The organism is Rhodoblastus sp. (assembly GCF_041915505.1).
Taxonomy (GTDB): Bacteria; Pseudomonadota; Alphaproteobacteria; order Rhizobiales; family Beijerinckiaceae; genus Rhodoblastus.
This window is the reverse complement of the sequence record NZ_JAYSBG010000025.1, coordinates 1-20,453: the sequence shown is the minus strand read 5'-3', so window position 1 is coordinate 20,453 and position 20,453 is coordinate 1. Positions and strand designations below refer to the sequence as shown.

Annotated in this window: 22 protein-coding genes, 1 tRNA gene and 4 pseudogenes; 22 read left to right on the top strand and 5 right to left on the bottom strand. The window is 63.0% G+C overall.

Annotation, left to right across the window (positions count from 1 at the left end; translation table 11 throughout):
* The 11 genes from ACE3S9_RS03400 to ACE3S9_RS03350 form a co-directional block, all read left to right on the top strand.
* Nucleotides 1–284: helix-turn-helix transcriptional regulator (locus ACE3S9_RS03400; protein WP_374545019.1), on the top strand; the 284-nt coding region annotated here is incomplete at its 5' end.
* Nucleotides 285–499: 215 nt separating this feature from the next.
* Nucleotides 500–1,015: a hypothetical protein gene (locus ACE3S9_RS03395; protein ID WP_374545018.1), complete on the top strand. Its 516-nt coding sequence runs from the start codon at nt 500–502 to the stop codon at nt 1,013–1,015.
* A gap of 6 nt (nt 1,016–1,021) precedes the next feature.
* A complete protein-coding gene (locus ACE3S9_RS03390) occupies nt 1,022–2,278 on the top strand; it encodes a DNA-packaging protein (protein WP_374545017.1) in 1,257 nt (418 codons plus the stop codon).
* Between the two features lie 89 nt (nt 2,279–2,367).
* The gene (locus ACE3S9_RS03385; protein ID WP_374545016.1) at nt 2,368–3,087 is read left to right on the top strand and encodes a hypothetical protein; all 720 of its coding nucleotides are present in this window, start codon (nt 2,368–2,370) and stop codon (nt 3,085–3,087) included.
* The gene (locus ACE3S9_RS03380) at nt 3,084–3,290 is read left to right on the top strand and encodes a hypothetical protein (RefSeq protein WP_374545015.1); all 207 of its coding nucleotides are present in this window, start codon (nt 3,084–3,086) and stop codon (nt 3,288–3,290) included. The genes ACE3S9_RS03385 and ACE3S9_RS03380 overlap by 4 nt, the downstream gene beginning before the upstream one ends.
* A gap of 29 nt (nt 3,291–3,319) precedes the next feature.
* Nucleotides 3,320–3,541, top strand: coding sequence for a hypothetical protein (locus tag ACE3S9_RS03375; RefSeq protein ID WP_374545014.1), 222 nt, complete (start codon nt 3,320–3,322; stop codon nt 3,539–3,541).
* Between the two features lie 39 nt (nt 3,542–3,580).
* Nucleotides 3,581–4,042, top strand: coding sequence for a colicin E5-related ribonuclease (locus tag ACE3S9_RS03370; protein WP_374545022.1), 462 nt, complete (start codon nt 3,581–3,583; stop codon nt 4,040–4,042).
* On the top strand, nt 4,021–4,380 hold the full coding sequence (locus ACE3S9_RS03365; RefSeq protein ID WP_374545013.1) for a hypothetical protein: 360 nt from the start codon (nt 4,021–4,023) through the stop codon (nt 4,378–4,380). Before ACE3S9_RS03370 ends, ACE3S9_RS03365 begins: the two co-directional genes overlap by 22 nt.
* A gap of 242 nt (nt 4,381–4,622) precedes the next feature.
* Nucleotides 4,623–5,156: a hypothetical protein gene (locus tag ACE3S9_RS03360; RefSeq protein ID WP_374545012.1), complete on the top strand. Its 534-nt coding sequence runs from the start codon at nt 4,623–4,625 to the stop codon at nt 5,154–5,156.
* Nucleotides 5,153–5,539: a hypothetical protein gene (locus ACE3S9_RS03355; protein WP_374545011.1), complete on the top strand. Its 387-nt coding sequence runs from the start codon at nt 5,153–5,155 to the stop codon at nt 5,537–5,539. Before ACE3S9_RS03360 ends, ACE3S9_RS03355 begins: the two co-directional genes overlap by 4 nt.
* 115 nt (nt 5,540–5,654) lie before the next feature.
* Nucleotides 5,655–7,097 (top strand): phage portal protein, encoded by a 1,443-nt coding sequence (locus tag ACE3S9_RS03350; protein WP_374545010.1) that lies wholly within the window; start codon nt 5,655–5,657, stop codon nt 7,095–7,097.
* A gap of 66 nt (nt 7,098–7,163) precedes the next feature.
* Here the strand turns inward: ACE3S9_RS03350 and ACE3S9_RS03345 are convergent, their stop codons facing one another.
* Nucleotides 7,164–7,304, bottom strand: coding sequence for a hypothetical protein (locus tag ACE3S9_RS03345; RefSeq protein WP_374545009.1), 141 nt, complete (start codon nt 7,302–7,304; stop codon nt 7,164–7,166).
* Here ACE3S9_RS03345 and ACE3S9_RS03340 point away from each other — a divergent pair.
* Together ACE3S9_RS03340 and ACE3S9_RS03335 are read left to right on the top strand one after the other, a co-directional pair.
* Complete coding sequence (locus tag ACE3S9_RS03340; protein ID WP_374545008.1) at nt 7,303–7,800, top strand: hypothetical protein; 498 nt, start codon at nt 7,303–7,305, stop codon at nt 7,798–7,800. The two genes, ACE3S9_RS03345 and ACE3S9_RS03340, sit on opposite strands and share 2 nt — an antisense overlap.
* A 76-nt stretch (nt 7,801–7,876) precedes the next feature.
* Nucleotides 7,877–8,293: a hypothetical protein gene (locus tag ACE3S9_RS03335; RefSeq protein WP_374545007.1), complete on the top strand. Its 417-nt coding sequence runs from the start codon at nt 7,877–7,879 to the stop codon at nt 8,291–8,293.
* A 41-nt stretch (nt 8,294–8,334) separates the two neighbouring features.
* On the opposite strand, the gene hisC is transcribed toward ACE3S9_RS03335, so the two are convergent.
* The gene (gene hisC / locus ACE3S9_RS03330) at nt 8,335–9,396 is read right to left on the bottom strand and encodes a histidinol-phosphate transaminase (RefSeq protein ID WP_374545021.1); all 1,062 of its coding nucleotides are present in this window, start codon (nt 9,394–9,396) and stop codon (nt 8,335–8,337) included.
* 114 nt (nt 9,397–9,510) lie between these two features.
* Here hisC and ACE3S9_RS03325 point away from each other — a divergent pair, with 114 nt between their 5' ends.
* The gene (locus ACE3S9_RS03325; RefSeq protein ID WP_374545006.1) at nt 9,511–9,975 is read left to right on the top strand and encodes a hypothetical protein; all 465 of its coding nucleotides are present in this window, start codon (nt 9,511–9,513) and stop codon (nt 9,973–9,975) included.
* Here the strand turns inward: ACE3S9_RS03325 and ACE3S9_RS03320 are convergent.
* Nucleotides 9,885–10,211 (bottom strand): annotated as a pseudogene (locus ACE3S9_RS03320) (integrase core domain-containing protein); the annotation flags it as partial. The gene ACE3S9_RS03325 and the pseudogene ACE3S9_RS03320 sit on opposite strands and share 91 nt — an antisense overlap.
* 11 nt (nt 10,212–10,222) lie before the next feature.
* On the opposite strand from ACE3S9_RS03320, the pseudogene ACE3S9_RS03315 reads away from it, so the two are divergent.
* The 7 genes and pseudogenes from ACE3S9_RS03315 to ACE3S9_RS03285 all read left to right on the top strand — a co-directional run.
* A pseudogene (locus ACE3S9_RS03315) lies at nt 10,223–10,897 on the top strand (integrase core domain-containing protein); the annotation flags it as partial.
* Between the two features lie 491 nt (nt 10,898–11,388).
* Nucleotides 11,389–12,246, top strand: a complete 858-nt coding sequence (locus ACE3S9_RS03310) for an ImuA family protein (protein WP_374545020.1) — start codon at nt 11,389–11,391, stop codon at nt 12,244–12,246.
* Nucleotides 12,164–13,702, top strand: a complete 1,539-nt coding sequence (locus ACE3S9_RS03305; protein ID WP_374545005.1) for a DNA polymerase Y family protein — start codon at nt 12,164–12,166, stop codon at nt 13,700–13,702. The genes ACE3S9_RS03310 and ACE3S9_RS03305 overlap by 83 nt, the downstream gene beginning before the upstream one ends.
* A 14-nt stretch (nt 13,703–13,716) precedes the next feature.
* Nucleotides 13,717–16,962 (top strand): error-prone DNA polymerase, encoded by a 3,246-nt coding sequence (locus tag ACE3S9_RS03300; RefSeq protein WP_374545004.1) that lies wholly within the window; start codon nt 13,717–13,719, stop codon nt 16,960–16,962.
* 81 nt (nt 16,963–17,043) lie between these two features.
* A tRNA-Leu gene (locus ACE3S9_RS03295) sits at nt 17,044–17,130 on the top strand.
* A 155-nt stretch (nt 17,131–17,285) separates the two neighbouring features.
* A complete protein-coding gene (locus ACE3S9_RS03290) occupies nt 17,286–18,092 on the top strand; it encodes a DUF72 domain-containing protein (protein WP_374545003.1) in 807 nt (268 codons plus the stop codon).
* Nucleotides 18,093–18,147: 55 nt separating this feature from the next.
* Nucleotides 18,148–18,654: pseudogene (locus ACE3S9_RS03285) on the top strand (methylated-DNA--[protein]-cysteine S-methyltransferase); the annotation flags it as partial.
* 60 nt (nt 18,655–18,714) lie between these two features.
* Here the strand turns inward: ACE3S9_RS03285 and ACE3S9_RS03280 are convergent.
* The gene (locus tag ACE3S9_RS03280) at nt 18,715–19,686 is read right to left on the bottom strand and encodes a DnaJ C-terminal domain-containing protein (RefSeq protein ID WP_374545002.1); all 972 of its coding nucleotides are present in this window, start codon (nt 19,684–19,686) and stop codon (nt 18,715–18,717) included.
* Between the two features lie 95 nt (nt 19,687–19,781).
* Nucleotides 19,782–20,276, bottom strand: coding sequence for an RT0821/Lpp0805 family surface protein (locus ACE3S9_RS03275; RefSeq protein WP_374545001.1), 495 nt, complete (start codon nt 20,274–20,276; stop codon nt 19,782–19,784).
* 44 nt (nt 20,277–20,320) lie between these two features.
* Between ACE3S9_RS03275 and ACE3S9_RS03270 the strand changes: the two are divergent.
* Nucleotides 20,321–20,453 (top strand): annotated as a pseudogene (locus tag ACE3S9_RS03270) (pyridoxamine 5'-phosphate oxidase); the annotation flags it as partial.

Genomic DNA, 20,453 nt, shown 5'->3' with positions numbered 1-20,453 from the left:
GGCACATTCGCGTGTTCGAGGTGATCGGCGATTCGATGGAGCCTCGCCTTCAGGAAGGCGACCGGGTCTTTATCGACCTGCGTTACACGACGCCCAGCCCGGAAGGCATATTCGCGCTTTGGGACGGATATGGCCTCGTCATCAAGCGCTTGCAAATCGTCATGGGATCCGAGCCGGCCCGCGTGCGGGTGATTTCCGCCAATGCGTCCTATTCGCCTTATGAGGCGGCGCTCGATGACATCCGCATCATCGGGCGTTTCGCCGGGCGTTTTACCGTCAACTGACGACGCCCATCAAAGCCCATTAGCTGCCCGCGGCAGCGAAAATGGGCATAATCCCAAAATAAATGAAAAATCCCACTAAAGCCCATTGACGGGTCGGCCGACTTCCGCTACAAATATCCATGTTGACGATTTGCGCCCGGCGCTCCCGAGAGGGAGACGCCGGGTTTTGTTTTCCGCCGGCGCGTCGCCGGCCGGATCAATGAAATGGAACACAGATGGCGTCCGATCCGCGCGAAAAGATTCAGACCAAAGGCGCTGTCCGGCGCGCGCGCGCCGAGGCTGTTTCGCGTGACGACCAAAGTCCGTTGGAGCGCGTAAATCGCGACCTCGCGATCCTGAACATGCGTCTGCATGGCCTGACCTTTCATGAGATCGCACGGAAATTGCCGGAGGCCGGCTTTCGCCGCGTCAGCGTCAGCCGCATCCATGCGATCGTCGCCAAGAGTCTGCGGTCCTGCCGCGACCAACCGGCGCGCGAATTACGCCAGCTCGAACTGATGCGGCTCGATCAGTTGCAGGCCGCCCATTACAAGGCCGCGATGGGCGGCGATGCGGCGGCGATCTCGCGCGTGCTGTCGATCATGGATCGGCGCGCGAAACTGCTCGGCCTCGATGCGGGGCCGGAGGCGGTGGTCTCGCTCGACGAAGCGCGTCAGACGCTGCTGAAAAAGCTCGACGCATTGGCGCGCGGGCAGGCGTCTGAGAAGGGTGACGCGGACGGCAAGAAATAGCCCGTCATGCAAAAGCCGCCAACCGACGCGCGCGTGCTGGCGCGGATGAACCCGCGCGAGCGCGCCGCCTTTTTCGCCCGTCTCGACGCCGATGAACTGGAATCGCTGAAAACCTTCTGGCCCTTCTGGGCGCGGCCCGAGCAACTCATTCCCGACGGCGATTGGGTCTATTGGATTCCCCTGGCCGGGCGCGGCTGGGGCAAGACACGCACCGGAGCGGAAACCGTGCGCCACTGGGCGCGCGATTTTCCCCTGGTCAATCTGATCGGCGCCACCGCCGATGACGTGCGCGACGTAATGGTTGAGGGCGAATCGGGCGTGCTGGCTTTGTGTCCGCGCGACGAGCGTCCTCGCTACGTCGCGCACAAGCGGCGGCTGGAATGGCCGAACGGCGCGAAGAGTCTGCTGTTTTCCGCCGAAGAGCCGGAGCGGCTGCGCGGCAAGCAGCACATGAAACTATGGGCCGACGAACTCGCCGCATGGCGCTATCCCGAAGCCTGGGATCAGGCGGTGTTTGGCCTGCGCCTCGGCGCCAGGCCGCAGGCGATCGTCACCACCACGCCGCGGCCGACGAAACTGATGCGCGCTCTGCTTGCCGATCCGCTGACCTTTTCGACGCAGCATTCGACCTATGAAAACATCGGCAATCTCGCCGCGAATTTTCTCGACCGCGTCGTGCGCAAATATGAGGGCACGCGGCTGGGGCGGCAGGAATTGCACGCGCATATGCTGCTCGATGTGCCCGGCGCCTTGTGGACGCGCGAGACCATCGACGCCGCGCATGTCGCGAAGGAAGACGCGCCAAAACTCGGACGCATTGTCGTGGCGCTCGATCCGCCGGTTACGTCCGGCGAGAGCGCCGACGAATGCGGCATGATCGTCGCCGGTCTGGCGGCGGACCGGCGGGTTTTCGTGCTGGCCGATCTGTCGCGGCAAGGCGAGACGCCGCTCGGCTGGGTTTCGCGCGCTGTGACGGCCTTGAAGGATTATGGCGCGGATTGTCTCGTCGCGGAGGTCAATAATGGCGGCGAGATGATCGAGACGCTGGTGCGTCAGGTCGACGCCAATATCGCCTTTCGCGCGGTGCGGGCGTCGCGCGGCAAATTCACGCGCGCCGAGCCGGTGGCCGCGCTCTACGAGCAGGGCAGGGTGCGCCATTGCGGCGTGTTCGCAAAGCTCGAAGACCAGATGTGCCTGATGACGCCGGATTTCGACCGCGCCCGCGCCGGCTATTCGCCGGATCGCGTGGACGCTCTGGTCTGAGCGGTTTCCTCGCTGGTTTTCGATCAGGGCGAGGGCGCCGGCGTGTTTGAATTTTACCGGACGATGGCGGCGAAGGAGCATGGCAAGGAATGATCGCGCCGCTAAATCATGAGCGTCGGGGTGAATGCCCGGCCGGGCATTTCAATCTGCCGCCCGCGCCGCGATTTTGCCGCACGGCGCAATTGACCGGTCACGGCCTTGTGCTGGGCGAAGGCGTTATCGTCGCGCCGCTGACAAAGCGCGCGGACGGCGCCGTCGCCTTGGTTGTCGAAGGACGCGAAGCGGAGATTTACTCTTTGCTTTCGCTGGCGCAGGGCGGCGCGGTCCAGCCGAATGTCCTGCATGGCGTGCACGGCGTTTCGAAATGTCTCGCGAAAGGCGAATGGGCCGGCGCGGCGATCCGCCTGGCGCAAATCGGCCTGCCGCCGCTGCGCGGCCCGCGCGACGCGGAAATTCTCAAGGCGGGCGCGACTTTTCTCGGCAAGGGTTTTTCGCCCTGGACAATCCTGCATGCGGCGGGGATCGAGGGGCCGAATGTCCGGCTGGCCAAGGCGGAATGGGATGAAAGCCAGCATCCGCGCGATCCCTCCAATGGCCGCTTTGTCTCGGCGGGCGGCGCGGCCGCGGTTCCGGCGAGCGTCGCGGAACGTTTGATCGCGGGCGGGGCCATGCGGATCGCTGCTGGCGTCTATGCCCTAGCCGGCGGCGGCGCTGCTTTCGCTGACCGCCGCCGGCTGGGTGCTGTCGCACGGCCCCAAGGGCGATATTCAGGATGGCCCCGGCTATTGGTTACCGGGAATTCCCAATGAAAATCGGACGTCAGCACAAGATGATGACGCTGCTGGCGATACGACGGATCGCCAGCAGCAATGCGAAGACCTTTATCGAATTGATACCGACACTTGCAGGGCGATCGCGAGACGGCGGGGGGCGAGAGCAGGCGCTGCATGTTATACATCTGCATCGGAAAGGTATGCGGCATGTTTGGCTGGCAGGCCAATTCCGCCGCTGAACACTTGGAACAACTGAGGCGAGAAAAACATGAGCGATGACTTCGCCCATATTGTATCGATTGATAAGGCGTCCCGTAAATTGTCGATCGAACGACTTTATCCGAATGGTCGACGTGAGTTACTCACAGAGGCTGCAATTCCAGGCGTCACCCGCGAGCATTCACAAGAATCGGTAAAGCAGTTTGCGCTGGAGCTTGGCGAAAATCTGCTGTTGGATTCTCCTTCTGCACGGGAGTTGCTTGATCTTTAAGTCACGCTTGGCGGCAGAGGCAAGGCCGAGACGCCGGGCATCGGCCACAACGGCGGGCCGGCACTGGATCAGGCTGGCGACCGACAGTCGCGAGACCGGAACGAGCGCGATCCCTATCAAAAGCCGGAGCCTTCGATTGCTGCGCCTCTGAGTTCATCTGGTTCTGGTGATGACAGCTCGTCGCAGCAGAGTGGAAATGAGGCGACAGCGACGAATAATGCAGATTTTGTCGTTGAACGAAAAATCGCAGACCAAATGAGCGCTCGAGGATGGACGTCTGATTCGATCAGGTCAACATTATCCAGCCCTGCTAAAACGATTCCTGCCCGAGGTACGCGTTTCGACGATATTTTGGGTGTTCGGCGCGATGATCCAGCCACGGCTTATGTCAATACGGATGGTTCTTACGTCGTTGTTAATGACACGGACAGAACGGTGGTTCAGTTATCCGATCGGAATGATCCAGACTGGAGGGCGCCATGGGCGAAAGGATCGCCGTAAACGTCGACGACTTGTTGAGCGGTCGAGATCTGCAATCCACAGCTCGATCGCATTCAGAGCCCTTGTTTAACCGTTCGACGGCCGAAAAGTTGCTCGATCTATGCGAGCATATTGGCGTCGGGGTGCTTGGGATCGAGGGGTTCATTTTGTCGGATCAAGGGCTTATTCCCCAGATGGATTTTATTGCAGATTTTTCCAGGATATACAGTTCTCCTGATTTCGAGGCTGAGTCAGTTCGACTTTCCCGAAAATTCTTGAGTCTGGTGACGAACGAGCCTCATTTGGTGTTCGAATTCGTGTTAGCCGCCCTCGAACCGCCCAAGCATATCCGAAAATAGGCGCCTGTCGCCAATGCGTGAGCCCTGCATCCGCGCGATCCCTCCATCGGGCGCTTCGTCACTTCGGGCGGCGGGACAATCGTTGCCGCGAGCGCCGCAGAAAACTTGATCGCGGGCGGGGCCATGCAAGTCGCCGCCGGCGTCTATGCCCTGGCCGGCGGCGCGCTGCTTTCGCTGACGGCCGCCGGCTGGGTTCTGTCGCACGGCCCAAGGGCGATATTGAGGATGGACCCGGCTATTGGTTGCCCGGAGTCTCGTCGGACAAGGCGTCCGACGAGGACGGCAAGGATGAGGCGCCGGGCATCGGCCATAATGGCGGGCCGACGTTGGATCAGACGGGCGGCCAACAGTCGCGAGACTCGAATGAACGCGATCCCGATCAAAAGCCGGGGCTTTCGATCGTTGCGCCGTCGAGCTCATCCGGTTCGGGTGATGACGGGCCATCACAGCAGAGCGGAAATAGCGCGCAGGTTGCGAGCAGTAGAAGCATTGGCGACATCCTGTCGCCGAACGGCGAGCCCGTTGGATATGTGTATCCTCGCACAGACTCCCGCACGAGGACAGTGTCACCCGGTCAATTCGATCAATTGCAGGCCCAATTGATGGATGGCGCCGTTCCGGTCGCCGCGCAAACGGGCTATGATGGCGCATGGTATCAAAGGGGCGATGGCTCGATATTTGGCGTTCGATCGAGCCGCACGCACGGACCGACAATAGACGTAATCAAGGATAGTAACGGCAATCTGCCGCGCGGTCTCAAGGTGCACCAGCGATGAGTTTGAACCTTCAGGCGAGAGATCGTTTTTTCGGCGAGACTGTCCTGGATTTTATCCAGAAAGTTTCCGGTGAATTGCCTATCGACGCCGTCGGATTGTGGCAGATTGCGCCTGTCGGTCGACATGATTTCGAGTTGACGGGGGATGATCTCACCGAGTTCGTTCGTCGATGCGTGGCCGAACTGCTGGTGCATGGCGCCAAGCCGGTCGTGGGCGGCGGCGGTACGGAATACGACTGGATCTATCAGCCGCAGTATGGCGAGACCAATTCAGAAATCCTCGATGCGGTGATGAAAGAATGGCTGGCGTCGGGATCGCCTGACTGCGACCCCGGCGGCCTGTGGTTCGCCGTGCCGTCGCGCTATGTTGGCAACAGGGAATAATCGCCGGAGATCCTCGGCGTCATCATGCGGATGACCGCCAACATACAGACGAAGACAGTTCGTCTGCGTTCTGACGACGATAGTCCTCGCACATTCCTAAGCTTTGGAGTCACACATGACCGAACGCGGCGCGGGCTTGCCACGCTGGTCCCTTTCGCCTGTCGAAGTCACCGCGCGTTTCAGCGGCTTCGAAAGCGCGGCCGATTGGTTCGGCCCGTCCGATCCGCAGGCGCCTGGCGCGCCCTCGGATGTCGCTGGACGGCAATGGGACTTTCCCTCCGGCTATAATCTCAACATCGCGGCGCGCAGCTATGAGGCGTTCTCCTTCGCCGATCTTCGATTGCTTGCAGAATCCTACGACCTGCTGCGTCTGGTGATCGAGACGCGCAAGGACCAGATCGAGCGCATGAGCTGGACCATCCGTCCCAAGGCGGGCGCGACGGTCAATGCGGATCGCATTGCGCGGGTCGAGAAATTCTTTTGCAGCCCGGATGGCGTTCACGACTGGTGCGCGTGGATGCGGATGATTCTCGAAGATCTCTTTGTGATCGACGCGCCCGCTCTCTGGTGCGAGCGCGACCGCTCCGGCGCGCTGCTGGCCTTGCATCCGCTTGACGGAGCCACCATCAAGCCGGTGCTCGACGCCTGGGGGCGCATGCCGCGGCCCTTCGCGCAGAACGGCAGGCTGATCTATCCGGTCGCTTTTCAGCAGATCTTGAAAGGGCTGCCGGCGGTCGATTATTCCGAGCGCGATATTCTCTATCGCCCGCGCAATGTGCGGGCGCATCGCGCCTATGGGTTTTCGCCAGTCGAGCAGGTCATGGCGACGGTGAACATCGGCCTGAAGCGGCAATTGCACCAGTTGACCTATTACAGCGAGGGCAATGTGCCCGAGAGCTTGATCGGCGTGCCCGACGCGTGGACGCCGGATCAGATCAAGAATTTTCAGGATTACTGGGACCTCTATTTCACCGGCGATCTGGCGCGGCGGCGGCGGGCGAAATTCGTGCCCGGTGGTGTGGCGAAAACCTTCATTCAGACGAAGGAGCCGGAGCTGAAAAACGCCTTCGACGAATGGATCGCGCGGGTGGTGTGCTTCGCTTTTTCGATCTCGCCGCAGCCCTTCGTCAACCAGATGAATCGCGCGACCAGTGAGACGCAGAAAGAGGCTGCGGACGAGGAGGGGCTGTTGCCGATCCTCGCCTGGATCAAGCGGCTGTGTGATCATGTGATCCAGACCATGCTGGGAGTCGAGGGCGTCGAATTTGTGTGGCGCCATGAGACGGTGACCGACCCGACTGTGCAGCGGGAAAATCTGGTGGCTTTTGTCAATGCCGGCATGATGACCCGCCGGCGCGCGGCGGAAATCATGGGCGAAACCCTGCCGCCCGATCCGATGGCCGATGTGCTGACGGTGACGACGGGGCAGGGGGTTATGCGGCTGGGTGGCGGTTCGGCTCCGAATGACGCCGAAAAAAGGGTGGCCAAATCCCGTGACGAGGTCACAACTTTTTGCAAATATGATCCCGCGCAACCGCGCGACGCACACGGCCAGTGAACAAGTTCGGGCGGCAAAATTCAAGTCGGCAAGACAACGAAGAACTTATCGTATGCCTGCAAAGCTTTAGGAATCGACCCGATAGATGCAGGAGACGCCATCCACGCGGTGAAGGACGCTAGGAAGTTGTCGAGCGCCGACACGTACGAATTCGATCTCGACAACCGGGATCTTCTTTTCGACGGTGAAGTGATTGGAAGCCTTCATGACTGAGGCCAAGGCAGATTTTGTCGGAACTCACAAGTATCCATTCTTTAAAGCGAGTTTGCGGCTGTGGAGTTATTCGGAGCCATTGGAACCGGTAATCCCTGCGTTAGGGTCTCACTGGCCTCATCTCGATGTCAAAGGTCAATTAATCCCAGCCAGAGGCAGAGTGAAAGCGCACTTCGCGCCTCAGCATTATGCGTCGAGCGAGGATATCAAAGACACGAACATCGAAAACATCGTAGCTGTCATTTCTCAATGGCTTGACAATATCGAGCGCTGCGCCCCGCCAACTGCGACGCTCGTTAAAGCAGGCAAGATCGAGGCTGTTATTTGGGTCGCCTTATTTGGATACGATCCGGTCATCCCGCCCGAACTTCCAGTTGAGTTGGAGATTCGCGCGAAAAAGGCAGGCGTGAAAGTCTTCATCGAGAATTACACGATTATGGACGAAGAAACTGGTGCTCCAGCCAAGCGCTTTTTCGGCGCCGAGGATTGAGCGCGGGGATGGTGATCCGCCGCCTTGGACTTCGTCATCGCGGGCGCCGCTGGATCGGAAGATAGGAAAGGGACGGATGAGCGTGCGTCATAAACAAAAGCGCATCGTGTTGACGCTCGGGCTTCTCGTCGTTCTGCTCCTTGCTGCCGAAGAATTGCGTTTCGGGCGCCTGTTGGGGCTCGCGCGTTGGCCTTGTGAATTTTCCGGCGGGAAATATGCCCTGATGGAGTCTCGTTGCGTCAGCCGCGTCTGCTATTGGTTCGACGATTGCGGCCATTGGGCTTCTCCCACCCGCTGGCGTGATCGTGTCGCGCCAGGAGATTCGATTGCGACCGTCGTTTTTTGGCTTGGTCAGCCGACGGTTCATGGTGACACATATTACTGGCCTTACGGCAAGGGGGGCAGCGGCAGGCTTTTTGCCACGACCTTTCGTGAAGGGCGCTTCGTCGAATGGATCGACGACGCCAATGGCGGCGAGGCCGAGCGACACTAACCCTTCGTTGCTCTCGCTAGTCCGCAGGCGATCGCAGCCTTCTAACGCAAGATATTTTGCAGCGCCGCGACCAGCTTGTCGGTCTGCTCCGCCGTTCCGATGGTGATGCGCAGATAATCTTCGATGCGCGGCGCGTTGAAATGGCGCACGAGCACAGCGCGGTCGCGCAGCGCCTTGGCCAATTCCGCGCCCGACGCCGTCGCGTGGCGGGCGAAGATGAAATTGGCGCTCGACGGCAATACCGAAAAACCCAGTTCGCGCAATTGCGCGGTCATGCGTTCACGCTCGGCGACGATGGTTCTGACGCTCGCCTGAAAATAGGAATCGTCCTCGACAGAGGCGATGGCGCCGGCCTGCGCGATGCGGCCCAGCGGATAGGAATTGAAACAATTCTTGACCCGTGTCAGCGCGTCGATCAGCGAAGGCTGGCCGAGCGCATAGCCGACGCGCAGGCCGGCGAGGGCGCGCGATTTGGAAAAGGTGCGGACCACCAGAAGATTGGGATGCGCCGCGATCAGCGGCGCGGCCGTCTCGCCGCCGAAATCGACATAGGCTTCGTCGACGACGACGGGAATGTCGGCATGTTGTTCGAGCAGACGCGTGACCTCGTCGCGCGGCAAGGCGATGCCGGTCGGGGCGTTGGGATTGGCGAAGATGATCGCGCCGGCTTCGTTGCGGCGATAATCGTCGACCCGCAGGCGCATGGCCTCGTCGAGCGCGACGGTTTGATAGTCGACGCCATAGAGCCCCGCCCAGACGGGATAGAAACTATAGGTCACGTCAGGGAAAAGCAGCGTACGCTCGTGTTTCAGCAGCGCGACGAAGACATGCGCCAGCACTTCGTCCGAGCCATTGCCGACGAAGACGTTCTCGGGCTTCAGGCCGTGATGGCGAGCCAGCGCCTCGCGCAAAGCCAGCGATTCCGGATCGGGATAGAGCCGCAGGGCGTCGGTGGCGGCGTCGCGCATGGCGGCGAGCGCGTGCGGCGAGGGCGGCAGCGGGCATTCATTGGTGTTGAGCTTGACCAGGCCCTCGATGCGCGGCTGCTCGCCGGGCGTGTAGGGGCTCAGGGCCCGCGCGGTCGCGCTCCAGAATTCCATGATTATGCGCCTCATCTCCGCGCCGGTCTCCGGCGCGGTTTTCTTTAGCAAAATATTCGACCCCATGGCCAGTCCCGCGAAGGGCGGGCGGGCTCAACCCAGCGAGGAGCGCCGAGCGTGTCGGACCCGTTGCAAATCTTCATACCCCTGCGCAAGGCGGACGCCGCCCGGCGTCTGATCTATGGCTACGCCACGGCCGAACTGCCGGACAAGGCGGGCGAGATCTGCGATTACGCCTCGACCAAGCCTTTTTACGAGCAATGGTCGGCCGGCTGCGCCAAGGCGTCGGACGGCAAGAGCTTCGGCAATCTGCGCGCCATGCATGGCAAGATCGCGGCGGGAAAGGTGACCTCGATCGCCTTCAATGACGACGCCAAGCGTATCGAGATCGCCGCCAAGATCGTCGACGATGACGAATGGCGCAAGATCGAGGAAGGCGTGATCCGCCCCAGAAATTCGGACCGCCGGAAGGTAGAGTTTTCCGGCCTTTGTCACGGTGGCGGGCTGGATGAGCCACCGGGATTTTGCAGCGAGATCGGCGGCTTATTGCCAATGGCCCCATGTGGCCGATCCTCGTTGTAGTATCTGCGCCAATCCTCCAACTTTTCCTGCGCGTCGGCAAGCGTCAGGAACCAATGGGCGTTCAGGCACTCCGCCCGGAAGCGGCCGTTGAAGGCCTCGATGAACGCGTTGTCGGTCGGCTTGCCCGGCCGAGAGAAGTCCAGCACGACGTTGTTCTGGTAAGCCCACAGATCGAGGTCGCGGGAGATGAACTCCGACCCCTGATCGACCCGGATCGCCTTCGGATAGTCAACGATAGCGCAGGTCTGATCGAGCGATCGCGGTAGCCTTTCGCGGGCATACGCTGCTGCCGCTCGACGACTGCCTTTATGCGTTGCAGGCGACCATTCCGCATCTGACGCGCTCGTCGCTGCATTGCTGCCTGCGACGCCATGGGATCAGCCGGTTGCCCGAGACGGAAGGCGACAAGCCGGCAAAGAAGAAGTTCAAGGCCTATCCGATCGGCTTCTTCCACATCGACATCGCCGAAGGGCGGATGGAGGAAGGAAAGCTCTATCTGTTCGTGGCGATCGACCGCACGTCGAAATTCGCCTTCACGCAACTCGTCGAAAAAGCTAACCGCGTCACCGCTTCGGCCTTCCTGGAGGCCCTCATCAACGCCGTCCCGTATAAAATCCACACGGTGTTGACCGACAACGGTATCCAGTTCCGCCTGCCTCCACGATACGCCAACGGACCAACCGCCCGCTGGTCAACGCACATGTTCGGGCTCAGATGCCAGGAAAACGGCATCGAACATCGCTGCACCAAGATCAATCATCCATGGACCAATGGGCAGGTCGAGCGGATGAGCCGCACGATCAAAGAGGCGACCGTCAAACGGTATCACTACGACGACCACGACCAGTTGCGCCGCCATCTGGCCGATTTCGTCGACGCCTACAATTTCGGGCGACGGCTCAAGACGCTCAAAGGCCTCACGGATCTGAATGGCGGTGAATTGCCGAACTGGCTCGTCACTTTGGGCGCCAGCGCCCTGACGGCGGTTGGCGGCTTCGTTCTGGCCCTGGTCAATCGCGGTCCTGCGATGCAGGCGGCGGTCGACGAGCGCTTGCGCACTTTGATCGACGGCTATGAAAGGCGCGTCGATGATTTGACTCTGGAGGTGCATTCGCTGCGCGAGGAGGTGGTGAATCTGCGTCGCGCTTTGGCCGAAGCCCATTTGCAGACCGGCTTCGGCGCGTGACGCCGGCGAGCGATATGAGCCTTTTTCGGGCGTAGCTTACGCCTTTCGACATTTGACCCCGCCCGGCTTCGGCCGGGCGGGTTTTTTTGCGTTTCAGGCCATGGGTGTCATTTCAAAATGACGAAAAATCATGGTGTTGCGCCAAAATCGGCTTCTTTGCGAGACTCTGCTTGACTTGAACATGATTTCGGCATTTTCTAGAACAAATAAAGAACACTGGATTGCCCATGCAGAGGATCAGTGCGTGGCGAGGGGCTTCGTCGTCCCGCGCGAGAACCTTGGCTGTCTTGCGTTCCGCGTTGGCCAGAATCGAAAAAGGGCAGGGCGGCGCGGCGCAGGCGCCGGCCTGGGGCCGCTTCGCTCTGGGCGCGCCCGCGGTCGACGCCTTTCTTGGCGGAGGATTGGATCGCGCCTGCCTGCATGAAGTGCAGGCGCCCGGCGTCGCCGATTGGCCGGCGGCGGTCGGCTTCGGTCTTGCCTTGGCCTTGCGCGCCGCGCCGGGGCGGCCTCTGCTCTGGGCGCGACAGGATTTTCTGGAAAGCGAGGCCGGGCGTCTGAATGGTCTGGGACTGGCGGAATTCGGCGCCGATCCTACGGTTGTGTCACTAGTGCGGGGGCGCGACGCGGAGACGGTCTTGCGGGCGGGTGTGGATGCCGCGCGATGCAAAAGCCTGGGCGCCGCCTTGATCGAAATTTTTGGAGATCCTCGAGCCTGTGATCTCACCGCCACTTTACGTCTGGCGCGATCGGCGGAAGCGTCCGGCGTCACGCTTTTCCTGCTGCGCATTCGTGTGGGCGAAACGCAAACCGGGCCGCCCAGCGCCGCAGTCTCACGCTGGCGCGCCTGCGCGCAGCACTCCCGGGCACTGCTCGCCAATGCGCCGGGCGCGCCCGGTTTTTCGGTAACCCTACTGCGGCGTCGCGGCGGCGCGGCCGATCGTTCGTGGCGTTTGGAGTGGCGGCGTGACCAAGGCTTGTTTCACGAAATCGTCGAGGGGCGCAATGCGTCGCTATCTGGCCCTGTTCCTGCCCTTCCTGCCGACGGAGCGGCTACGTCCGTTTCGGCCGGGCGACGCGCCGGATGAGCAGCCGCCCTTTGCGCTGGTCGAAAGACGAAATAATGCGCAAAGGCTTTACGCGCTCAATCCCGCCGCGTGGCGTCAGGGGCTTGAACCCGGCCTGACCCTGGCGGATGCGCGCGCCCGTCTGCCGCAACTCCGTGTCGAGGAAGCCGACCGGCAGGCGGATCGCGAGCTTCTGTTTCGGCTGGCGGCGCGTTGCGAACGCTATACGCCGCTGACGGCGCTGGATGAGCCGCATGGCCTTGTCCTCGATGTGTCGGGCTGCGCGCATCTCTTTGGCGGCGAAGCGGAACTTGCGTCCTGCACGCGCGCCGATCTGGCGCGGCTGGGCTTTTCCGCCTGCATCGCTCTGGCGCCGACGCCCGATTGCGCGCGCGCTTTGGCGCGTTTTTCCGCTGGCGGCGTTTTTGCGTCGGACGAGGCGTCTGCGGCGGCCGCGCTGCTGCCCTTGACCGCTTTGGAAATGGACGAGGAGACGCAACTCTCGCTGAGCCGAGCCGGATTGAAAACGATCGGCGATCTCGCCTGCCGCCCGTCGCGCTCTTTCGCCGCGCGTTTCGGCATGGATTTTCCGCACAGGCTCGAACGCCTGCTCGGGCGCGAGGATCGACGCATTTCTCCCTTGCGGCCGCCCCCCGATTGCATGGTCGAGCGCCATTTCGCCGAGCCCCTGGTTCAGCGCGACTCCATCGAATCCGTGTTGCTGGATCTGATGCAGGAGACCAGGACGCTGCTCGAGCGGCGCGGGCAGGGCGGCCGGCTGTTCGAGGCCAGCTTTTTCCGCGCCGACGGTTTCGTTCGCCGCTTGTCGGTCGAGACCTTGCGGCCGACGCGCGATCCGAAAATCGTGGCTCTGCTATTTCGCGAAAAGCTCGATGCTTTGGTCGATCCGCTCGATCCCGGTTTCGGCTTCGACGCCTTGCGCCTCGCTACGCCGCATGTCGAAAAGATCGAGCCAGCGCAAGGTGATTTCAATGCGGCCGCCGCCCAGGAGGCGGAGCGAGAATTGAGTGAATTGCTCGATCGCCTGACCACGCGTTTCGGCCGCGCGCGGGTGCTGCGCTTCATGCAGGGCGATGTTTTTGCGCCCGAGGGCGAGAGCTGCGCCGTTCCCGTCGCGGCGGCGCCGGCCGCGAACTGGCCCAGGCCGCCGGAAGGCGAACCGCCGGCGCGCCCGCTCACTTTGTTCGATCCGCCGCAGCCGATCGAGGCTATGGCCCTGACGCCGGACGCGCCGCCGGCGCGCTTTCGCTGGCGCCGGAAAACGCATGACATTCTGCGCGCCGAAGGTCCGGAGCGCATCGCGCCGGATTGGGCTTTTGCCGGGCCGCAAGAACCGACGCGCGACTATTACCGCGTCGAGGATAGGGAGGGGCGCCGCTTCTGGCTGTTCCGTCGCGGGCTTTACGAGCGTGGCGACGATGCGCCGCGCTGGTTCCTGCATGGGCTTTTCGCATGACGCCAGGCTGAAAAATGACCTATGCCGAACTGGTTTGCGCCAGCCATTATTCCTTCTTGCGCGGCGCCTCGCCGCCGGCGGCGCTGATCGGCGCGGCTTTGGGCATGAATTACGCCGGCCTTGGCCTGTGCGACCGCAATTCCGTCGCCGGTGTGGTGCGCGCGCTCAGCGCGCTGGAGGAATTTGCGCGTGGCGATGATGAAATCGCCGCGCGCGCGAAAAATTTCAAGCTTCTGGCCGGCGCGCGGCTCGTCTTTGCCGATGGCGCGCCGGACATCGCCGCTTATCCGCAAAACCGCGCCGGCTGGGGGCAATTGTGCCGCCTGCTCACGCTCGGCAAGCGCCGTGCGAAAAAGGGCGATTGCATTTTGGAGTTGGACGATCTGCTGGCCGACGCCGCTGACCTGCTGCTGATCGTCCTGCCGACACAAGGTTTCGACCGGCTGGAGCAGACGATCTCGTGCTTGCGCGCGGCTTCGCTTCCTGTCTGGCTGGGCGCCAATATGCCACGTGGCGGCGCGGATCGACGTCGCCTCCTGCGCCTGCGCCAACTCGCTCAGGCGCAGGACGTCAGATTGCTGGCGCAGAACGATGCGCTTTACGCCGATCCGGATGACCGCGCCTTGCAGGATGTGCTGACCTGCGTGCGCGAGCATATGACTCTTGCCGAGGCGGGCCGTCGTCTTGAAAGCAATGCCGAACGCCATTTGAAGGCGCCGCAAGAAATGGAGCGCCTCTTCGCCGATGCGCCGGAGGCGATTGCGGAAATCGAAGTTTTTCTGGCGCGCGCACAATTTCACCTGCGCGAATTGTCCAAGCCGGACTATCCCGATGAGCCCGTTCCCGCCGGCTGGACGCCGCAAGATTGGCTGGAGGAATTGACGCGCCGCGCCCTGCCGAAACACTATCCGCAGGGCGCGCCGCAAAAAGTGCGCGATCTGCTTGCGGAGGAATTGGCGCTGATCCGCAGGCTCGATTATGCGCCTTATTTCCTCACCATCCACGACATTGTCGCCTTCGCGCGCGAGAAGGACATTTTGTGCCAGGGGCGCGGCTCGGCGGCCAATTCGGCGGTCTGCTATGTGCTCGGAATCACGGCGGTCGATCCGGCGGAAAACCACCTGCTGTTTGCGCGCTTCATCTCGTCGGAGCGGCGTGAGCCGCCGGATATCGACGTCGATTTCGAACATGAGCGGCGCGAAGAGGTCATCCAGCATATTTACAAAAAATATGGCCGCGAGCGCGCCGGAGTTGCGGCGGCGGTGATCTCCTATCGCCCGCGCAGCGCCCTGCGTGATGTGGCCAAGGTCTTCGGCCTCTCGGAAGACATCATCACCGCGCTCGGCTCGCTGCAATGGGGCTCTTATGGTTCGTCGCGCCTGCGCAACGATCATATAACCGAGGCAGGCCTCGATCCGGACAATCCGCTCATTGGCCAGGTGCTGTTTTTCGCGCAAAAAATCCTCGGCTTTCCGCGTCATCTCTCGCAGCATGTCGGCGGCTTCATCCTGACGCGTGAGCGGCTGGACGAAATATCGCCGGTCGGCAACGCCGCCATGCCGGACCGCACCTTTATCGAATGGGACAAGGACGACATTGACGCGCTCGGTCTGATGAAGGTCGATGTCCTCGCGCTCGGCATGCTCACCTGCATCCGCAAGGGGCTTGACCTGCTCGCCCGGCACGAGGGCCAACGCCTTGGTCTCGCCGACGTCCCGCGCGAGGACAAGGCGGTCTATGACATGTTGTGCCGTGGCGATTCCATCGGCGTGTTTCAGGTGGAGAGCCGCGCGCAGATGAACATGCTGCCGCATCTGCGGCCGCGCAAATTCTATGATCTGGTGATCCAGGTCGCCATTGTGCGGCCGGGGCCGATTCAGGGGAACATGGTCCATCCCTATCTGCGCCGCCGCGCGGGCGAGGAAAAGATGAGCTTTCCGTCGCCCGCGCCGGGAAAGGGCCCGGCGGATGAATTGCATCAGGTGCTTGGCCGCACCCTCGGCGTGCCCCTGTTTCAGGAACAGGCGATGAGCCTCGCCATGGTCGCGGCGGAATTTACCGAGGAGGAGGCCAATCGCCTGCGCCGCGCCATGGCGACCTTTCGAAATCTCGGAACCATCGGCGCGTTCGAAACCATGCTGGTCGAGCGCATGTGCGCGCGCGGCTATGAACGCGATTTCGCGCAGCGCTGTTTCGAACAGCTCAAGGGGTTCGGCTCCTATGGCTTTCCCGAAAGCCACGCCGCCTCCTTTGCTATTCTCGTCTATATTTCGTCCTGGCTGAAATGCCGCCATCCGGCCATTTTTGCCTGCGCCTTGCTGAATGCGCAGCCGATGGGTTTTTACGCTCCGGCCCAGATCGTGCGCGACGCGCGCGAGCATGGCGTCGAGATTCGTCCCGTCGACGTCAACCATTCGGATTGGGACAACAGTCTGGAGCGCGCGGCGGATGGCGCGCTGGCGTTGCGGATCGGCTTTCGCCAGATCGACGGGCTGCGCGAGGAGGAGATGGAGCGTCTCGTCGAGGCGCGCGCGAAACCATTCGAGACGCTCGAATCCTGCGCCGCCCGGACCGGGCTGTCGAAGCGCAGCCTGAAGCTTCTCGCGGAGGCCGACGCCTTCCGCTCCTGTGGCGCCTTGTCGCGTGCGCCGGAAAAGGCGTTGGACCGCCGCGCCGCGCTATGGGCGGCGCGACGCCTGCCCGGCGCGGAACCGTTGCCGCTCTTCGCCGCCGCTGGGATTGCAGAGCTGGGTGTAGAGCCCGATCCCGACCTGCCGGATCTGCGCATCGGCGAACAGGTCATCGCCGATTACCAGACCCTGCGGCTCTCGCTGCGCGCCCATCCCATGCATATCCTGCGTCCGGTCTTCGCGCGGGAAAATTTCATCCGGGCCATCGAATTGCCGGCCTGTCGCGACGGGGCCTGGAAAAAGGCGGCCGGGCTGGTCATCGTGCGCCAGCGGCCCGGCAATGGCAAAATGATCTTCGTCACGCTGGAGGACGAGACGGGCGTGATCAATGTCGCGCTTTATTCGACCCTGTTCGAGCGTTACCGCAAGCCGACCATGGTCTCGCGGCTGATGGCGGTGGAGGGGCGCATCCAGAAAAGCTGGGCGGGCGTGACCCATCTGCTGGCGCGGCGCATCTACGACCGCTCGGATGAACTCTTGCAGCTTTCGGGCGCCACGCGCGGACCGCCCGAACGCGCCCGCCATCCGCGCAATGTGCGGGCGATTCCCAAATCGCGCGATTTCCATTGAGATGACCGCGCCGGACAATCAAATAGGGCCTGCAAATAGCGCTTGGCGCATGTTCGCCGGCGCTTTTATAAGGAGGCTCGCGCGGACGTGGCGAAATTGGTAGACGCAGCAGACTTAAAATCTGCTTCTCGGCTGAGAGTACGGGTTCGAGTCCCGTCGTCCGCACCATCTCCCTTCCCCACGCGTCCGGCGCGTCAAAATCATGGCGCGCGCCGGTCGCGGCTTGCTTCGGACGCCCGGAAGACCTTCAATGGCAAGAATCGGAGCGCGCGACGCGCGGCTCCGGCGCTATTTCTTGAACGGCGATCTGTGAGGCGACGGCAGTGAGCGCGGAAAAGTCCGGTAAGATCAGGATCGGAATCGGCGGCTGGACCTATGAACCCTGGCGCGGAAGCTTCTATCCGGACAAGCTTCCGCAGAAGCGCGAGCTGGAATATGCCAGCCGTCACCTGACCTCGATCGAGATCAACGGCACCTATTACGGCTCGCAGAAGCCGGAGAGCTTCGCCAAATGGCGCGCCGAGACGCCGGACGATTTCGTCTTTTCGCTCAAGGCGCCGCGTTTCGCCACCAATAGGCGAGTGCTGGCGGAGGCGGGCGAGACGATCGAGCGCTTCTTCGCCAGCGGCGTGACGGAGCTGGGAGACAAGCTCGGGCCGATCAACTGGCAGTTCATGGCCACCAAGAAATTCGACCCGGACGATTTCGGGGCCTTCCTGAAATTGCTGCCGAAATCCCTCGAAGGCCGCGCATTGCGCCATGTCGTCGAGGTCCGTCACGACAGCTTCCGTTCCCCGGATTTCATCGCTCTGGCGCGCGCTCATGACGTCGCCACCGTAATCGCGGCCGACAGCGACTTTCCACAGATCGCCGATCCGACCGCCTCGTTCGTCTATGCGCGGATCATGGGCGCCCAGGAAGGCGAAGGCCTCGGCTATCCAGCCAAGGCGCTTGACCATTGGGCGCAAACGGCGAAAGCCTGGGCGGCGGGGCAGGCGCCGGCGGGGCTGGATTATGTCGGCGCCGCGCCGGCGTCCGGCCCACCGCGCGATGTCTTTCTTTATGTCATCAGCGGCTACAAGGCGCATAATCCCGCCGCCGCCATGGCGCTGATCGAACGCGTCGGATGAAGCCGCGCCTTTGAAAGCAAGGATTGGAGTGCGCGGCGACGGCGAAGCGAATGTCGGCGCCCGTGCCGCCATTCGCTTCGCCGTCGGGCAATGTTCGCTCGGCGCCGTTCTCGTCGCGCGCATTGACAAGGGCGTCTGCGCGATCACGCTCGGCGACGATCCCGAGGCGCTGGCGCGCGATCTGCAAGACCGTTTTCCGCAGGCCAATCTGATCGGCGGCGACGCCGGCTTCGAGCGGCTCGTTGCTCAGGTGGTCGGCTTTGTCGAGGCGCCGCGACTCGGCCTCGACTTGCCGCTTCACGTGCGCGGCACGGCCTTTCAGCAGCGCGTCTGGCAGGCGTTGCGGGAAATTCCGGCCGGCGCGACCGCCAGCTATGCCGATATCGCGCGCCGCATCGGCGAACCGGGGGCCGCGCGCGCGGTCGGGCGCGCTTGTGGCGCCAATCCCGTGGCCGTGGCCATTCCCTGCCACCGTGTCGTGAGGACCGACGGCGGGCTGTCCGGCTATCGCTGGGGCGTGGAGCGCAAACGCGCCTTGCTCGACAGGGAAAGGCAAGAATAAGTCGCCCGGCCGACCCCGACCCAGAACAAAAAGCCCCCGGCGCAGGCCGGGGGCTTTTTTTTATTTCTTGAGTTCGCTGCGCGGGTCGTAGGGCTTGTCGGAACGCATCCGGCGCGCGAGCTCTTCAAGCTCGGAATCGGCGCCGTCCGGCAGCACGATGCGCAGTGTGACCAGCAAATCGCCGGCCGGCTGGCCGCCCGCCGCCGGCAGGCCTTTTCCGCGCAGCCGCAGGGTCCGGCCCGAATTGGAATGCGCGGGCAGGGTCAACTCGACCTTGCCGCTGAGCGTCGGGGTCTCCACCTTGGCGCCAAGCACCGCCTCGTAGAGCGTGATCGGCAGGTCGAGCCGCAGGTCGCGGCCCTCGATCTTGAACAGGCCGTGTTTCTCGAAACGCACGGTCACCAAAGCATCGCCGGCAGGGCCGCCGCTCGGGCTGGGCTGGCCCTGGCCGCGCAGCCGGATCTGCTTGCCTTCCTCCATGCCGGCCGGAACATCGACTTCCAACGTCCGGCCGCTGGGCATCAGCACGCGCGCCTTGCCGCCGCGCAAAGCGGTCTCCAGCGGAATGGCGGCCTCAAGCGCGATATCGGCGCCAGGCTCGCGCGCCTGACGACCCGCGCCGGCGCCGGGCCGCCCACCCCGCGCGCCGCCGAACAGATCGGCGAAAATATCGGCCGCCTCGAAGCCCGCGCCGCCGCCGCCGAAATTGAACTCGAAATGCTGCCCGCCGCCGCCGGGCCCACGCCGAAAACCGCCCGGTCCCGCGCCTTGCGCGAATCCTTCAAAACCTTCGAATCCGGGATGGCGCGGCTTGCCTTCGGCATCGATCTCGCCGCGGTCGAACTGGGCGCGCTTCTTGTCGTCGCCGACGATCTCGTAAGCCGCGTTGATCTCGGCGAATTTCTCCTTCGCCTTGGGATCGGTCGGATTCTGGTCGGGATGGTGCTGCTTGGCGAGCTTGCGGAACGCCTTTTTCACTTCCGCCTGCGTGGCGGCCTTGGCGACGCCGAGCACCTGATAAGGATCGCGCATTCTTCTTAAGCCCATTCCGCTTGCGGCCCCCGCGAGGCGCCGCCGCTATGTCTTGGCCTTTATTTGGGCGCGAAAGCGGCCGCGCGCAAGGGCCTTCAGTCGGCTTTGGCGATGCGCAGTTCGGAGATGGTCCATTGCGCGCTTTTGTCGCGGCAGGCGGCTCCGCGCCCGGACTGGGCGCCGGCGCCGGTGTCGAACTGCGCCGAAAAATCCCGGCAAATCAGATCGTTGGACGGATAGGCGTAACCGACCGGAGTCACCTGGCCACGCGCCTTGCTGACCGGATTGTCCCAATGCACCGAGGCGCCGTTGCCTTGCGGGTCCAGCGCGATGGCCAGCGCCCCGAGCGCGCGGCGGCGATCTTCCTCGTCGAGCGCGGCGGGCAGGGCGGGCGCGGCGGCGGGCTTGTTCGCGGCTTTGGCGATCGATCCGGTCGGGGCGGAATCGACGCCGGTCCCGAAAGGCGTCGCCACGGCGCAGGCCGCGAGGCTCTGGCATAGCAAGGCGCAGCCGATCAGACGTCGCGCGAGCGGAAAAAAGGGATGCCCGAGCGGCGCCGGTTCACTATGCTGGGGCGAAAAAAGACGCAAGCGGATGCGATCCGAACAAGAGACAGCTTGAAGGCCATATTCCGATGAACGCATTAACGGGTCGTAACCAAAGACCGTTGCGCGAGCCTTTCGCGCGGTTCGGGGAATGGCTGGCCGAGGCGGAAAAACACGAGATCAACGATCCCAACGCCATGTGTCTGGCGACGGTCGACGCGG